The following is a 16,045-nucleotide window of genomic DNA, read 5'->3' as shown; positions in this document are numbered from 1 at the left end:
TTATAGTTCATCATTATGAATATTGTTCATAATGATGAACTTTTCGAGGAGGGCTTTAGTCAATGGCTAATACAAGTATTATTCTTCGGGTAGAATTGACTCACGGTCAGGTCACTTTTGGCGATGTGGCGGCTGCGATCAGCCATGCCGGAGGCGATGTCACCTCTATTGACGTAATCCGCATCGGCAAGGAATCTTCCGTACGGGATATTACGGTGGACGTACAGGATTCGGCGGAAGCGCAGGTTGTTAGCGCCATTAAGGAATTATCCGGAATTACGCTGATTAACGTATCGGACAGGACGTTTCTAGCGCATCTGGGCGGTAAAATATCGATGAGCCCGAACATGCCGATCAAAAACCGCGATGACTTGTCGCGCGTGTATACGCCGGGAGTAGCCCGCGTCTGCACGGCGATTCATGAGAATCCCAATAAAGCGTACTCGCTGACGATCAAACGCAACACGGTTGCCGTCGTGACGGACGGCACGGCCGTACTGGGCCTCGGCGACATTGGCCCCGCAGCTGCGGCTCCCGTCATGGAAGGAAAAGCGATGCTGTTCAAGCAGCTGGCCGGCGTCGATGCGTTCCCGATCTGCCTCGATACGAAGGATACGGAAGAAATTATTCGTACGGTGAAGGCGATGAGCCCGATTTTCGGGGGAATCAATCTGGAGGATATCAGCTCTCCCCGCTGCTTCGAGATCGAGTCGCGGCTTGAGCAGGAGCTGGACATTCCGGTATTCCACGACGATCAGCACGGTACTGCGGTCGTCGTGATGGCCGGGCTGCTCAATTCCCTTAAAGTGGTCGGCAAGCCGATCGAATCGATCCGCGTTGTCGTCAACGGCATCGGCGCAGCGGGCGTATCCGTGTGCAAGATGCTGCTCGCCGCAGGATTGAACCACCTCGTGCCGGTCGATCGCGACGGCGCTATCGTACGCGGCGGGTCGTATGAGCAGCCGATGTGGCAATGGCTTGCCGAGCAGCCGCAGGTGGAGGCGGAGCCAGGCAGTCTGGATGACGTCATCCAAGGAGCGGATGTGTTCATCGGCGTATCGCGCGCAGGTTTGCTGAAGGTCCATCACCTGCAATCGATGGCCAAAGACCCTATCGTATTCGCTATGGCCAACCCGCATCCGGAGATCGAGCCTGAAGTGGCGCAGCCGTATGTGCGGGTTATGGCGACCGGCCGAAGCGATTATCCGAACCAGATCAACAATGTGCTCTGCTTCCCGGGTATTTTCCGCGGAGCGCTCGATTGCCGCGCCCGCCGCATCAACGAGGAGATGAAGCTTGCCGCCGCCCGCGCTATCGCCTCGGTCGTCAGCGACGCGGAAGTCAATGAGCTGTATATCATTCCGAGTATTTTCAACGAGCATGTCGTAGCGAATGTGCGCCATGCTGTTATTGAAGCGGCTATCAGCACGGGAGTCGCCCGCCGGATTCCGCCGGATTTCCGCTAAGAGACGGTGCTGCCCCGAAGCGGGCGAAAGCCGCGACCAACGAATCATCGCGAAGAACAAGGGACGAGTTCCTTGTTCTTTTTTTCGTGCTTGTACATATCATGATAAAGGCGGAGATGTCAAAATAAGATGCGGAGGTTTGGTATGGATGAGATGGCGCTTAGCGGGACGATAGCTTCCTTGTGCACGGTGCTCGGCGCAATTCCGGCATTGCTGCTCCAGCACGTGTCTCATCGCGGCAGAGACAGCCTGCTGGCGTATACGGCCGGAATTATGGTGGCTGCTTCGACATACAGCTTGATCCCGTCCGCTTTGAAGCTATCCAATATGCTGGTGCTGACCGTCGGAATCCTCGGAGGGACGCTGGCGCTGACTTTGATGGAGAAGTGGATTCCCCATACCGAACCGAAGCATTCATTTAAGAGAGAAGCGGTGAACGGCAAATCGCTGTTTTTTCTTATTGCTATGGGGCTGCATAATTTACCGGAAGGTTTATCGGTCGGCGTCAGTTTTGCGAGCGAGCATCAAGATTTGGGACCGCTCGTTTCGTTTGCGATCGGATTGCAGAACGTGCCGGAAGGATTCCTGATTGCATTGTTTCTCATCTCCCAGCAGGTAGGCAAGCTGCGAACGATGGTTTATTCCGCCGGGACCTCGCTGATCGAACTGGGCGCCTGCTTTGCGGGCTATCATTTTACTTCGCGAATTCATAATATTGTACCCTATGGACTGGCCTTTGCGGCCGGGGCAATGCTCTTTGTCGTGTACAAGGAGCTGATTCCCGAAAGCCATGGAGACGGGCACGAGCGGCCGGCTACGTTCGCATTCATCGTCGGTTTGCTGACGATGATCGGCTTGACGCATTGGCTGCGCTGAGAGGCGGTTTTACGCCGCAGCGTCTGTCTTAGGCCTTAAGCAGGCGGAGGAGGACACGCTAATCCATAGGATGTAATCAGTTGGGCCCGGCGAGAAGCGGGCTGCCGAGAAATCGGCGGCGCGCGCTTACTGCCGGGCCCTATTTGGGGTGAAGCGGCTGGAGCTTGAGAACGTCGGTTAGCGGATAAAGGACAGCTTTCCTCCGCCGGGCTGAGGGATGTCCTTCCATGTGCGCCGCTCGCCGTTGAACTGCGGCAGCCACGGGGCCAGCGCCTCGAACATGTCGTCGCACATGCGCCATACTTCGTCCGGGGTGCACACCGCGGCGGTCAGCGGATCATGCAGCACCGCCTGCTTCACAAGCTCGCGGTCGCCTGTCAGCGCGGCCTCGACGGCCATCTCTTGGACGCCGATGCTGACGCGGCAGGTGGCGGCGCAGGCCAGCGGCAGCGCGCCGATATAGGTCGGCTGAATGCCGTTGCGGTCTACGTAGCAAGGAATCTCGATCGTACTGCCGTCCGGCAAGTTCGTAATGAGGCCGCGGTTTTCGATATTGAAATGACCACGGTAGACGCGCCCGGTTTCGAGCGCTTCGAGAATATAGGAGCCGTGTTCTTCGGAGCGGTCGCCCAGACGTATCGATTCCAATTCGCCGCTAAGCCACTTCGGATAGTTTTCTTTATACTCGTCTCCCCGGCTCAGGCAATGGTTCAAATAACCGCCGGTTTGACCGCCGATCCATGTATCCGGATAAATCCAGCGGGAGACTTCTTCCGGGCGTTTGCGGTACCAAGGCAAGTACTCGCTTAAATGCCCGTTCGACTCGGTGGAGAAATACCCGAAGCGGCGGAGCACATCAATGCGGCACGGCTCCTGAGCGGCGATTTGGGAATGCTTCTCCATCGCCGGGAGAATATCCCCGAGTCTGCTGCTGCCCTGGTGGGACACCTCGATAAACCAAGTTTGGTGATTGATGCCGGCCGCCGTATAATCGACCTCTTCCTTCGGCAGGCCGAGCGCCTTGGCGATGAGCGAGTGGCTGTGCTGCACGCCGTGGCACAACCCGATCACCGGGACGCCGCCGGCCCGGCGGACCGCCCAAGTATTCATCGCCATCGGGTTGGAATAGTTGAGCAGCAGGGCGCCCGGAGCGAGCTCGCGCATGTCGCGGGCCAGATCGAGCAGCACCGGAATCGTGCGGAGCGCGAAGAACACGCCTCCCGGTCCGAGCGTATCGCCGACGCATTGATCGACGCCGTACTTCAGCGGGATTTCGATATCGTGGCGGAACGCTTCCAGCCCGCCGACTCTGGCGGTGCAGAACACATAGTCGGCACCGGCGACAGCTTCCCTCTGATCAGTCGTCGCATGGATGACGGCCGGAAGCCCGTTCTTCTCGATCATATGCCGGCACAGGCTCGCTGCCATGTCGAGACTTTCCTCGTTAATATCCATGAAACGGAATTGCGCATCGCGGAATTCCTCCACCGCCAGGATGTCCATAACCAGCCTGCGGGTGAAGCCGATACTCCCCGCACCGATCATTGCAATGTTCAACATCGAACCAATTCCCCTTTCGCTCGAAAAATATATAATCAGTAAGCACGCGACCGTTGACTTCCGAATCGGACAGTTTCATAATAAGCGATAAGGAAAAGGCTTACAATGATAACATATTTTCGAAAGGATGATACTATATTGCTCATCCCTCATGAGGCATGCGCACGTACGAGCTTCGGCTTCAAATATATCAGCCCGGCAGAGCTGCCGATTCGTCTGATCAATATCGGATGGGACCGGGTCGCCGCGGCGTCATACCGCTGGAACGGCATGGAGCGCGGAGGAGGTTTGATCGTGTTCCAGTATACGCTGGCCGGCAAGGGGATGCTGCGGGACGGGGAGCGGTTATACGCGTTGCCTAAGGATACCGGTTTTATGACCGTCGTGCCGGGCGATCAGGAGTACTATTTTCCGGAGGGGGGCGAGGAGTGGGAGTTTCTCTATATCGTCGTGAACGGGGCGGATGCGCTCAGCCACTTCACGACGCTGATCAAGAAGCTCGGCCCGGTTGTCTCGTTCCGGGAGCATCGGGAGCCGCTGGCGGTGTTGAGCCGCCTGTATGCGGAGGTGTACCGGGACCCCGAGCTGGACAAGTATACGATTTCCGCGCGCTTGTACGAGCTGCTCATGTCGCTGCACCGGCTGGCCGAAGGCAGGGATATCGTGCGCACGCCCGAAGAGATGCCGGATTCCGTTCGCGCCGCGATCAAGCTGATGAAGTCGCGGTTTGCCGCCGATTTGTCCGTGGAGGATATGGCGGCAGCGGCGGGGCTGAGCAAATATCATTTCTGCCGCCAGTTTTCGAAGAAAACCGGCCTTACGCCGAACCAGTATTTGCGCAAAATCCGCATTGAACAGGCGGCTTGGCTGCTCAGGCATACGGATATGACGGTGGAATCGGTCGGCAGGGAAACGGGATTCGAATATACGAATTACTTTATCAAAGTATTCCGCTCCTTTGTCGGAACGACGCCCAGCGAATACCGAATCGGCAAAACAGGCGATCCCGTCTATTTTTTGCGGATCGAGCCCTAGAAGCGTGGTGAACAACAAGCCGCGGCGTCCAACGTATCCGTTTAGACAATGGCTTGGCTGCAACACCGCTCGCCAAAGCCTATTTCTCAGGAACGGGCAAGCGCTCGAACGGCCTAGAAGGGAACTGCAGCGGGGCAGCCCCTGAGCCGGGCATCGAACCGTTTCAAAGGTTAACGGACGCCAGCGAGCTAAATTCGTCGCAAACAGACGTTTTTTAAACGTAAACGGTCATCAGCGCGCTTAAATAGCTCCGAATGGCTTTCTAAGGCGGCTATGGCGACCAATAGCTGCATCTGCGTCCGTTAGAAATCGAAAATGGCCGATTGGGTTGATATAACGGCCGCTGTGCCGTTGCGAGTGCCATCTCCCGAACGCGAGCGCCATCGGCTTCTTCAGACTATTCCCGCATAGCGAAGCCTGCTTGATCTCGGGCTCTTAGCAGGAGTCCGGTACAACGAAAAAAACCAAAGCGGCCTCCCACCCGGGAAGCCTGCTTTGGTTTGCCGCACCTTCGGCCCGCCAATTTCGCGCACGCCGCCGGTCAGGATTGATTTTTCCGGAAGCTCTCGCGGTACTGGCCCGGAGTCATGCTGACATGCTTGCGGAAAAAGCGGTTGAAGTTTTGCGGCTGATACTGCAGCCGCTGAGCGATATCTTTGATCGGCATATCCGTCTCGATCAGCCATTTTTTAGCCATCGTCATGCGGAAGGAGGTCAAATAATCGCTGAACGTTTGGCCGGTTTCCTTGCGGAACACGCTGCTTAAATAATTGGCGTTATAATGCAAATCCGCCGCGCATTGCTCGATGGTCAGCTCGGTGTCGAACTCCTTGTGAATGCGGTCGAGCACCGTCTCGGAAATGCTCTGATACTGCGAGTCGAGCCGCTCGCGGAAAATTTGCAGCAGAGGCAGGATCAGCCGGGAAAGGAACCATTCCTCGATCTCTTTGCCAAGATGAAGCTTGTTCAGCTCCTCATAGTACGACTCGCCGCCCGGATTAAGCTGATTGAGGCGAATGCCGGCCTCCTGGATCATAATGAGCAGATTGTTAAGCAGCCTCATCATAGGCACCTGATATTCCTGCGGCGACATTTCATGCTTGAAAATCGTCTGCATCAAATGCTCGAACGACTCGACCGCCTTCGCTTCGTCGGCCAGCCGGATGGCGTCGAACATCTCGCTCTCCGTCAGCCACGGATAATCCAGATTGAGCTGATGCTTGCCCGCGTTCATATTGGCGTAATGGATAATGACGCCGACGCCCAGATGAATGCGATGCTTGAGCGCCTCCAGCCCTTCGCGGTAAGCGATGGACGTATGCTTCAAGTCGTTGAACGGCAGGCTGATGCCGATGCTGATCTTCAGCTTCAAAATGTTCTGAATCATCTGCTGCAAAGATTCCGTAAGCGAGTAGATCCAGCGGGTATATTCCTCCGAATGCCGCTCCTCTTGACCGACCAGAATGACGAGCGTCTGATCGATCGATACCGGAGGCAGACGGAAGCCGGCAGGAATCGTTTCTTCGGCGATATTGCTGATGGCGAAGAGCAGCAGGTCCAGATCGTCCTTTTCGTAAGACGTGTCTTCGAGCGTATCGATTTGCACGGTAATGACCGACATGACCTTCCAGCCGTCCAGTTTGTCGCTGAAGCCGAGCTGCTCCGTTTTCTCCGTCAAGTCCTTGCGCCGCATCGTTCCCTGGAAGAGCTTCATGAGGAAGAAGTCGCGCGCTTGCTGGAAATGGCGGTGGGTCTCCTGTTCCAGCCTGCTTTTGGATAACGACAAGTCCTGCATGATGCTGCCGATCAGATCGAATTCGTTCTGCCGGGCCCCGCCGAAGCTATCATCCTTGACGGGAATTTGCTTGATCATCCGGCGGATCGGCGTGTACATCCGTCTGGATGAGATCCAGGCGACAGTCATGAACAGCAGCACAATAATGATGCTGACAAGGATGGTCGAATTGCGGATTTTAACCGATTCCTTGGTTAGGCTGTCGATCGAAATGATCGACATATAAATCCAATTGTTGTAGGAAGAACGCAAATAAGTGGCCGTATATTTCTTTCCGTCCACTTCCGTCTGGAACTGGTCGGAGGGCTTGTCGAATATGGCCGGATTTTTAATAAAACCCGTATTGATAGCGTATCTGCCGATCATGGAAGGATCATTATGGTAGATGACCCGGTCCTGATCGTCCAAAATCATCACGGTTTCCGACTCCCGCGGCGTATAATCGAGAATGCCGGGCATATTGCATGAAGAGATGTTGGCGATGGCGAGCCCGTACTTGTCCAAATCCTGGGTAGGGAGCTTCTGAACGAGACTGATCGTATAGGGGCAGGTGCTGGCATTGGCTTTCTCCTCGCTGTAAAACCACAAGCTTGGATTCAAAACCCACGACGTGGCGTTCGGGAGCATCATCTGGTTAGAAATTTGCGAATGATGAAGATATTCGTCCAAGCGGTAAAAGCCGGAATTTTTCAGCATCCAGTTCTGCTTCAGATTGACGATGACGACATCTTCCAGATTCGTGTAAAATGACTGGGTATTGCTGATTTCCTTGCGCAAATCTTTATATAAAATGAAATCTTGTTCGGTAAAAGGCCGTCGCAGCACCTCGGACATGACGGTCGAATTGTTCAGCTGATCCAGAGCGTGATTCACCGTCTGCAGCGTCTGCTCGACGTTGGAGTTCATTTGAGTCAATATTTGCAGCTGCTCCGAGTTGACCTGCTTCTGAATTTCCTTGGAAAATTTCATATAGGAGAAAAAGCCTATAAAGATCACGGGAAGCGTACACAAAATACAGCCGAAAAGCGTCATTTTGGTCAAAAAGCTGTATTTTCTCATCGGTATCCCCTCCCTTAGGCGCTGGTCTGCAGAAGCTCGTCACTTCATTGTATCAAGTTCAAAGTTGTTAGATCAATCGCATTCATGACAAATATAACAAACTTTCGTCACGATAAGCCAGTTTTTTTCGACTTTTTTCGTGTACAATGTCATGTTAGAATGAAGGGGAAAGCAGAAGGAAGGAGGAATGCAGATGAAACGCAGTTATGACGTGCGACGGGTCCGGTTGATTGCGCTTACCGCCGCGGCTATCCTGATCCTGAGCTCTTGTTCTTATGGAAAACGGGATGCCCGGACGGACGATGCGAAGCCGGAGGAAGCGCCGACGCCGATCAGTATGATGGTGCCGTTGTTTCAGCCTCAACCTCCTTCGGACGAGCTTATGAACGAACTGAACGCCAAAACCGGGGCCGTATTGAACGTACAGTGGATTCCCGACGATATTTATACGAATAAAATGATGAATGCGCTGGAAACGAATACATTAAAGCAGGTTACCTATGTAAGGCAAATTGACTACAATTTGGTAAAAAACGCTATCCGTTCCGGCATGTTCTGGGACATCGGCCCTTACTTGGACTATTACCCGAATTTGAAAACGCTAAGCAAACATACGCTGGACGAAACGAAGCTGGACGGCAAATATTACGGTTTGTACAATGAACGCCCGGCCTCCCGGCAGGGCATCCTGATCCGCAAAGATTGGCTTGAGCGGCTAAATATGAAGGCGCCGGAGACGATCGACGAGCTGTATCAGGTTATCAAAGCGTTTACTCTGAACGATCCGGACGGTAACGGCAAACAGGATACGATCGGCTTGACTGACCGCAATGATCTGGTCTACGGCGCATTCAAGACGCTAAGCTCCTATTTCGGCACGCCGAACAATTGGCTGCTGTCGAACGGCGCGTTTATTCCCGACTTCGAGACGCCGGAATATATGGACACGATGAATTTTATGAAAAAGCTGTACAACGAGAATATTATGAACAAAGATTTTCCCGTAGCCAGCAAGCAGCTGCAGCGTTACATGCTGATCAGCGGCAAGGCGGGAGTCTATGTCGGCAGTCTGTCCGACGCCCCTCGGATGCTGGAGGAAATGAAGCAGGTGAACGCCGCCGCCGATTTGACGCTCGTCAACCGCATTCAGGGGCCGAAGGGCTACGGAGTATGGTCGATTCCCGATTACAGCGGGCTGTTTCTTTTCTCCAAGAAGGCGATCAAAACGCAAGAAGAGTTGAAGGCGATATTGACATTTTTTGATAAATCAATGAATAAAGACGTTAGCAATCTGATGCTGTACGGGCAGGAAGGCAAACATTATGTGCTTCAGAACGGGGAAGTGGCGGTTCCTGCCGATATGTTTCAGCGCATGAATGCGGAAGTCCGTCCGCTGCTGTCTCTTATGATCGCAAATATAAGCAATCCCAATCTATTCAAGCAGAGCGAGCAAGGGCAGGAGCCGATCCTGCAGCAGGTGAACCGGCTTGTTGCGGATAATGAGGGCATGCTGATTCACGATCCGACCGTAGGGTTGTCCTCACTGACTTTTGATGCCCACGGTACGGAATTGGCCTCGATTATGACCAATGCGACCTATAATTATATTTTGGGCAAAATCGATGCCGCGGGCTTCCGCAGCGAAATCGAGTCCTGGAAAAATAAGGGCGGCTCCCAAATCGTCAAAGAGTACGAAGAAGCGTACAGCAAAAGCCGCTCGGCTTCTCCGTAATAAATGCATAATCCGATAGCACAACCGCTAAGAATCGCTTGGCGGTTTTTTCGTTGTTTAGGAAATGATGCGCAGCCATTTCCTGTGGATATCCGGGGGCTCCCCCGAAAGTAATTGGAATAAGCTTCAGAGCATCACGTCACTACCCTGGAAATTACTCTTGGTACCCCATTTCCATTGTCTGTGGTGCCGCGTCGGCGGCATGGATGGCTTTTGGGGGATTTGTTCTTTTGGTCCGATTGCCGGAGCTATCCATAAGCCCGATCAGGGCGTTCAGCGCCGTTACAAAAGCGGTGTGCAGGCGCTTCAGCAGGTTAATTTCTGCATATAGGAAATGCTCAAACCCGCGTCATTACTGGGTTTCTAAGATGTGAGTCAGGGATAATGTACGAAATCTTTCTGAGCGGGTACATTAGTACTCGACAGATGAAAGACACAGCTACTAGAAGCAGAGCAAGTTCCTTTTATGAATACAGTTATGAAATTGGGAGGAAGAGAAAATGAGAAAATCTTCAAAAGATTTGAAATGGATCAGCGCTATTTGCACACTCGCTCTTGCCGGTTCCGTGATGGCCGGATGCAGCAGCGGCAGCAAAGCGACGGATACGGGCGGCGCTGCGGCAGATTCCGCCGAGACCAGTCAACAGCCGGTGAAAATTACGATTATGGCCGATTTGCAGACCACAGAGGTGCCGTCGGATAAAATCGAGAAAATATTGGAGCAAAAAACGAACTCCGAGCTTGAGATTCAATGGGTTCCGGACGGCTCTTACGATGAGAAGTTCCAAGCCGCCTTCGCAACGGGCTCGCTGCCTCAAGTCGTTTATTTGAAAAATCAGGCGTCCTTCGTCTTAATGCGGGATGCCATCAAGAACGGGCAGTTCTGGGAAATCGGGCCTTATTTGAAAGACTACCCGAACCTGAAGGGCTTGGATCAAAATGTACTGAAAAACACGGAAGTCGGCGGCAAAATTTATACGTTGTATCAGGAAAGACAGCCGGCCCGTTCCGGTCTGATCTACCGCAAGGACTGGGCGGACAAGCTCGGCATCCCGGCTCCGCAGACAGTGGACGATATTTACAACATGCTGAAGAAATTTAAAGAAGCTGACTTGGCCGGCGGCAATAAAACGATTCCGCTTGCAGACCGCAACGACTTGATATACGGCTCCTTCAAAACGATTTCGATGTATTTCGGCACGCCGAACGGCTGGGGCGTTCAAGACGGCAAGCTAATACCGGACTTCATGACCAACGGATATATGGATACGCTTAAATTTTACAAGAAGCTGCGCGACGAAGGCTTGATCAACCAGGACTTCCCGGTTACGAGCAAAACGGACCAGCAAAACCTGATGTATACAGGCAGAGCGGGTGTTTACATCGGTACGATGGGCGATGTCAAAACGATGCAGGAAAAGACGGAAAAGAACTTGCCGGAAGCGAAATACGATGTGCTTAACGATATTAAAGACGGCAGCGGCAAAAACGTGACTTGGGGTCTTTCCGGCTACGGCACCGTCGTTCTGTTCCCTAAATCTTCCGTGAAGACGGAGAAAGACCTGAAAGCGATTTTGAACGTGATGGATAAGTTCTACTCTCCGGAAATCGCCGATCTGCTGAAATACGGCGTAGAAGGCGAGCATTACACGAAGAAAGACGGCAAGGTGCTGCCTTCGACAGACAGCAAGCTGGTTGAGAAGGAAGTCAGACCGTACCTGAACATGGCTCTATACGAAACGACTAACGTAACGCCTTCCTTCTACACGCTGCCGGTTGCCGAGAAAGCGAACAATTTATCCAATGCGGCAGTGAAATTCATGGTGACCGATCCGTCGGTTTCCCTCGACTCCAAAACGTACAACGAGAAGGGCGCAAGACTGCAGGATCAAATTAAAGACGCTACGTATCAATTCATTATGGGCAAGATTGACGAAGCGGGATATCAAGCTGCCGTGAAGAAATGGCAAAATGACGGCGGACAAAAAATCATCGACGAATTTAACGAGCAATATAAAAGCAACGGCGGCAAATAAGCGGTCTCCATAAGAGGTGATTCAAGGGCAAAGGCTGCTGAGCAGATCGGCAGCCTTGTCTTATCCGATATCGGTTCGCATCTTAGGATTGTTTAACGATAGAAAGGAATGAACGTGATGAATAATACGGCTGCACAGTCTTCCGCAGTAATAGTGCCCAAGCCCAAAAGCAGTCTTTTGAAACGGGTTGTCCGCAACCGTTATATTTACTTGATGATTTTACCGGGATTTCTGTATTTCCTTATATTCAAATACGTTCCGATGTTCGGGCTTATCATCTCGTTTCAAGATTACCAGCCGTACAAAGGGATCATGGGCAGCGAATGGGTAGGGCTGGAGCATTTCCAAAGACTGTTTACCGATTCGGAGTTTTGGAACATATTCAAAAACACGCTGGTCGTGTTTCTCGTCAATATCGTGTTTTATTTTCCGGTGCCGATTGTACTGTCGCTTATGCTCAACGAGGTGACGAACTCGTATTTCAAACGCGTCGTACAGACGATCGTGTACGTTCCTCACTTTTTGTCCTGGGTTATCGTCGTATCCATCTCCTTCGTGCTTTTGACGATGGACGGCGGGCTTATTAACGAACTGATTACATTTTTCGGCGGACAGCCGGTCAACTTCCTTATGAGTGAGGAATGGTTCAATCCGATTTACGTTCTGCAAGTAATTTGGCGGGAAGCGGGCTGGGGAACGATCGTTTACTTGGCGGCCATGGCTGCTATCGATCCGGGCTTGTACGAAGCGGCGCGGATGGACGGAGCCGGGCGTTTCCGGCAAATCTGGCATATTACACTGCCAAGCATCCGCAGCGTCGTCATCGTTCTGCTGATCCTGAAGGTGGGCAGCGTGCTGGATACCAGCTTCGAGCATATTTATTTGCTGCTTAACTCCATGAACAAAAACGTGGCGGAAATTCTCGATACATTCGTCTACACGGCAGGTTTGAAACAAGGGCAGTTCAGCTTTAGTACAGCCGTAGGTTTGTTCAAATCGGTCATCGGCCTGATCCTGGTGTTGTTCTCCAACTGGCTGGCCAAGAAATTCGGCGAGGAAGGCATCTACTAGGCCCAAGCCATTTACTTCAAAGGAGGCATCCAAACATGGTTCAAGATAAAACAATCGCCAGCCGTATATTCGATTTTTTCAATATTTTGCTTCTGACTATCGTAGCGCTGCTGATGCTGCTGCCGTTCCTTCACGTGGTCATGGGATCGTTCACGACGGCCGAAGAGATGGCGCGCAAGCCGTTCGTCCTGATTCCGACGGTATTTACTTTGAATGCGTACGAATACATTTTGTCGACGGGAACGTTGTTTAAAGCGTTGGCGGTATCCATAGGGGTGACGGTCGGCGGCACGCTGATCAGTATGTTTTTGACGTCGCTGATGGCTTACGGGCTGACAAGACGGGATCTCGACGGACGCAAGACGGTGAATCTGATGATCGTATTCACCATGCTGTTCAGCGGCGGTTTAATTCCTTCCTTCCTCGTAGTGAAAAGCATGGGCCTGGTGGACAGCTATTTCGCGATGATTTTGCCGAGCGCGATCAGCGCGTTCAACCTGATCATTCTGCGCAGCTTCTTCCAGGGGCTTCCGGACGGGCTGGAGGAATCCGCGAAGATCGACGGCTGCGGCGATTTCGGGATTTTGTTCAAAATCGTGTTGCCGCTGTCTCTGCCTTCCTTGGCGACGATTTCCTTGTTCTACGCGGTAAACTATTGGAATTCCTACTTCAGCGCCATTATGTATATTAACGATGCGTCGAAATGGCCGGTTCAGGTATTGCTGCGGCAAATCGTTATCGCGGCGAGCGGTATGGCTGCGGATACGAACAGCGATTTCATCAAGCCGCCCGAGCAGACGATCAAGATGGCCGTTATCGTGGTGTCGACCCTCCCGATTCTCATCGTGTATCCTTTCCTGCAAAAATATTTCGCCAAAGGCGCGTTGGTCGGTTCCGTGAAAGGATAATGCCCGCGCTGCAATGGAAAAAAGTGAAGACGAAAAACGCCCCTGTAAGCCGGCGCCGTGCCGGCAGCCTTGCAGAGGCGTTTATTGCGTTATCAGCCTGGGACAAACGATTCGCACGCCGTCCCATCTTACCGTCAGGGCAAAAATCCGGCCTGGCTCACATAGACGCGCTCTTCGCCGAAGACGCCGTACAATGCGGAGAGCACCTCCAGGTAAGCCGTCCGGTCGTACCAATCGGTTAGCTCCAGCTCCTCGTAGATGCGGCGGATGCCGAGCCGCTCGGTGCGCTTGCCGCCGCTGCCGTCGCCCATGAAGAAGTCGTCGATGCATACGCGGCCGACGGCTTCGGCCAGCCGTTCGGCGAACCGCTCCGAGGAGGGCAGCACCGGCGAGACCGCCGCCTGCGCGTCGATCCCTGCGGCGGCTAGCCGCTTCAAGGCCGAGAGGCGCGCCGCTATCGGCGGAGCGGCCGGAGTGAACGCCCGGCGGACCGGCTCAAGGTCGGTCTCGACGGTCATACTGACGCGGACGCGCCCGCCGAGCTGCTGCAGCAGGTCGATATCCCGCGTCACCAGCGGGCTGCGCGTCTGTACGAGCACGAAATCCGGCGGCTCGTCAGTCATCGCCTCCAGCAGGGAGCGGGTAAGCCGCTCGCGGTGCTCGGCCGGCTGATACGGGTCGGTGCTCGACGACATGAAGATTGTCACCGGCCCTTTGCGCTTCGCTTTCGCCAGTTCCTTGAGCAGGATGGCAGCGGCGCCCTCCTTGACGTCGATCCACGAGCCCCACGGCTCCCGCCGGAACTTGGCTACGGGCATCTCGCGGACATAGCAGTACGAGCAGGCGAAGGCACAGCCTGCATACGGATTCAATGTGTGACTGTACCCGGTCAAATAGCCGCTGGCCGGATTGAGCAGCTGCTTGGGCGTTTTGCGGGTAAGGTTCGGCTGCATCCCGTCATTCACCTCCTGTCGGCCACATACGATGCCGAATAGTAAGAACTTAAACTAATAGTACCATAGATGAGAGGGAGGAGGGGAAGCGCCGCGCGTCGCAATCGCTTAGGAATGAGGCTTGTTTTACGGCGAGGGCTCGGCCGGGAAACGGAGGGTGACGCGAGTGCCAGCGTTTTCCTTGCTCGTGAGGCCGATTTCGCCGCCATAGCGCTCCACGAGCTTCTTGCAAATGGCCAGCCCCAGCCCGGTCCCGCCTCTTTCCCGGCTTCGGGCTTTGTCCACCCGATAGAAGCGGTCGAATACATAAGGCAGATCGGCTTCGGGAATGCCGATGCCGTAATCGGCGATGTCGAGACAGACCATCCGGTCCCGCAGAGCCCCGGTGATCCGGATCTCGCGCCGGTCCCGCGAATATTTTACGGCATTATCCAGCAGGATGAGCAGTATTTGCTCCAGATGCTGGGGAGCGATGCGGATAACAGCCCCGGAGAGGGCATGCAGGTCGGAATGAAACGTAAATTGCGGGTGAAGAACGGATACATTTTTCACCGTGTGCAATACTTTTTTGGCGAGCTTCACTTGCTCCGTTTGACCCGCCTGATGCTGCGAATCCGCTCGGGTCAGCTCCAGCAGCTCTCTGACGATCCCTTTTAACCGCTGAAGCTCCTGAAGAGACGCCGTCAGCGATTCGTCGACCAGAGCGGGATCGTTCTTGCCCCAACGGTCCAGGAGCGACAGATGGCCTTCGATAATCGCAATCGGCGTTCTAAGCTCATGAGAAGCATCCTCCACGAACTGCTTTTGCTTCTGAAACGAGGTCTCTACCTGGTCCATCATGTCGTTGAACAGCTTGGCCAGCATCGATATTTCATCATGATTGTTGGGCGAGGCGACTCGCTCGTGAATCCCCTTTTGCTTTATTCTGCGCATCGTTTCCGTCACCGATTGCACCGGCTTCAGCAGCTGCCTGGCAATCAGCATGCCGCCGATCCCGCTGAGCAGTACGGCTCCGAAACCGCCGGCTACCATTACGAGCAGGATCATATTGTTCAGCATATCGAAATGCTCCAGATTATTGGCGATTTCCACGCTTCCGGAGAAGCCCTGGGTCGATAGAGGCTGGCGCATAATGAGCAGATGATTCTCCACATGCCAAATGCTCGTGAGCTGCGGCTGCTTGACGGGAAAGGGAACGACCCAATCCTCCGGCAATTTATTCGACAAGCTGACCACAATCGTTCCGTCGCCGTCCAATACCCGAATGAGCTGGTTCGTTTGAATAATTTTGCGCAAAAAGCTGGAACCGGCTTGAATCTGCTCCGTGCCGGCGGCGTTTTTTTCTTGAAAATAACCGATGATTTCATCCATATTTTTGCGGATTGCTTTCTCTTCCTGGCTCATCATCCATTGGTTGATCACGATGTACTGTACCACCGTATAGGCGATAAAAAGGCAGCACAGCAGAAGAGACGACCAGAGCGTCAATCTCCACAGAATCGGCAGCTGGGCCCAGCGAAACCGGACTAGCTTCATGCGCATATTCACCACCAC

11 protein-coding genes are annotated in these 16,045 nt (G+C 53.7%); 7 read left to right on the top strand and 4 right to left on the bottom strand.

What is annotated here, in order from left to right; all coding sequences use genetic code 11:
* The first annotated feature begins 62 nt into the window (after positions 1 to 62).
* Positions 63 to 1,466, top strand: a complete 1,404-nt coding sequence (locus N0M98_RS02710) for an NAD-dependent malic enzyme (RefSeq protein WP_249866041.1) — start codon at positions 63 to 65, stop codon at positions 1,464 to 1,466.
* A gap of 144 nt (positions 1,467 to 1,610) precedes the next feature.
* Positions 1,611 to 2,342, top strand: a complete 732-nt coding sequence (locus N0M98_RS02705) for a ZIP family metal transporter (protein ID WP_249866040.1) — start codon at positions 1,611 to 1,613, stop codon at positions 2,340 to 2,342.
* A 177-nt stretch (positions 2,343 to 2,519) separates the two neighbouring features.
* Here the strand turns inward: N0M98_RS02705 and N0M98_RS02700 are convergent, their stop codons facing one another.
* Entirely contained in the window at positions 2,520 to 3,902 is a 1,383-nt protein-coding gene (locus N0M98_RS02700; RefSeq protein WP_249866039.1) for an alpha-glucosidase/alpha-galactosidase, read from the bottom strand.
* 138 nt (positions 3,903 to 4,040) lie between these two features.
* Here N0M98_RS02700 and N0M98_RS02695 point away from each other — a divergent pair, with 138 nt between their 5' ends.
* Positions 4,041 to 4,937, top strand: a complete 897-nt coding sequence (locus N0M98_RS02695; protein WP_249866038.1) for an AraC family transcriptional regulator — start codon at positions 4,041 to 4,043, stop codon at positions 4,935 to 4,937.
* Between the two features lie 541 nt (positions 4,938 to 5,478).
* On the opposite strand, the gene N0M98_RS02690 is transcribed toward N0M98_RS02695, so the two are convergent.
* Positions 5,479 to 7,791, bottom strand: a complete 2,313-nt coding sequence (locus N0M98_RS02690) for a helix-turn-helix domain-containing protein (RefSeq protein ID WP_259616879.1) — start codon at positions 7,789 to 7,791, stop codon at positions 5,479 to 5,481.
* A 193-nt stretch (positions 7,792 to 7,984) separates the two neighbouring features.
* Here N0M98_RS02690 and N0M98_RS02685 point away from each other — a divergent pair, with 193 nt between their 5' ends.
* From N0M98_RS02685 to N0M98_RS02670, 4 genes are all read left to right on the top strand, one after another.
* On the top strand, positions 7,985 to 9,523 hold the full coding sequence (locus tag N0M98_RS02685) for an extracellular solute-binding protein (RefSeq protein ID WP_259616878.1): 1,539 nt from the start codon (positions 7,985 to 7,987) through the stop codon (positions 9,521 to 9,523).
* A 500-nt stretch (positions 9,524 to 10,023) separates the two neighbouring features.
* Positions 10,024 to 11,559 (top strand): extracellular solute-binding protein, encoded by a 1,536-nt coding sequence (locus tag N0M98_RS02680; RefSeq protein WP_259616877.1) that lies wholly within the window; start codon positions 10,024 to 10,026, stop codon positions 11,557 to 11,559.
* 117 nt (positions 11,560 to 11,676) lie between these two features.
* Positions 11,677 to 12,630: an ABC transporter permease gene (locus tag N0M98_RS02675; protein ID WP_249866034.1), complete on the top strand. Its 954-nt coding sequence runs from the start codon at positions 11,677 to 11,679 to the stop codon at positions 12,628 to 12,630.
* A gap of 35 nt (positions 12,631 to 12,665) precedes the next feature.
* Positions 12,666 to 13,538 carry a carbohydrate ABC transporter permease gene (locus N0M98_RS02670; RefSeq protein WP_249866033.1) on the top strand — a complete coding sequence of 291 codons (873 nt, stop codon included), beginning with the start codon at positions 12,666 to 12,668 and terminating at the stop codon, positions 13,536 to 13,538.
* A 134-nt stretch (positions 13,539 to 13,672) separates the two neighbouring features.
* Here the strand turns inward: N0M98_RS02670 and N0M98_RS02665 are convergent, their stop codons facing one another.
* Complete coding sequence (locus tag N0M98_RS02665) at positions 13,673 to 14,491, bottom strand: SPL family radical SAM protein (RefSeq protein WP_259616876.1); 819 nt, start codon at positions 14,489 to 14,491, stop codon at positions 13,673 to 13,675.
* Between the two features lie 126 nt (positions 14,492 to 14,617).
* A complete protein-coding gene (locus tag N0M98_RS02660; protein WP_310942999.1) occupies positions 14,618 to 16,033 on the bottom strand; it encodes a HAMP domain-containing sensor histidine kinase in 1,416 nt (471 codons plus the stop codon).
* Positions 16,034 to 16,045 lie beyond the last annotated feature (12 nt).

It is taken from the genome of Paenibacillus doosanensis (genome assembly GCF_025060755.1).
Taxonomy (GTDB): domain Bacteria; phylum Bacillota; class Bacilli; order Paenibacillales; family NBRC-103111; genus Paenibacillus_S; species Paenibacillus_S doosanensis.
Note: the sequence above shows the minus strand (reverse complement) of the source record. Positions and strands in the feature narration are given on the sequence as shown.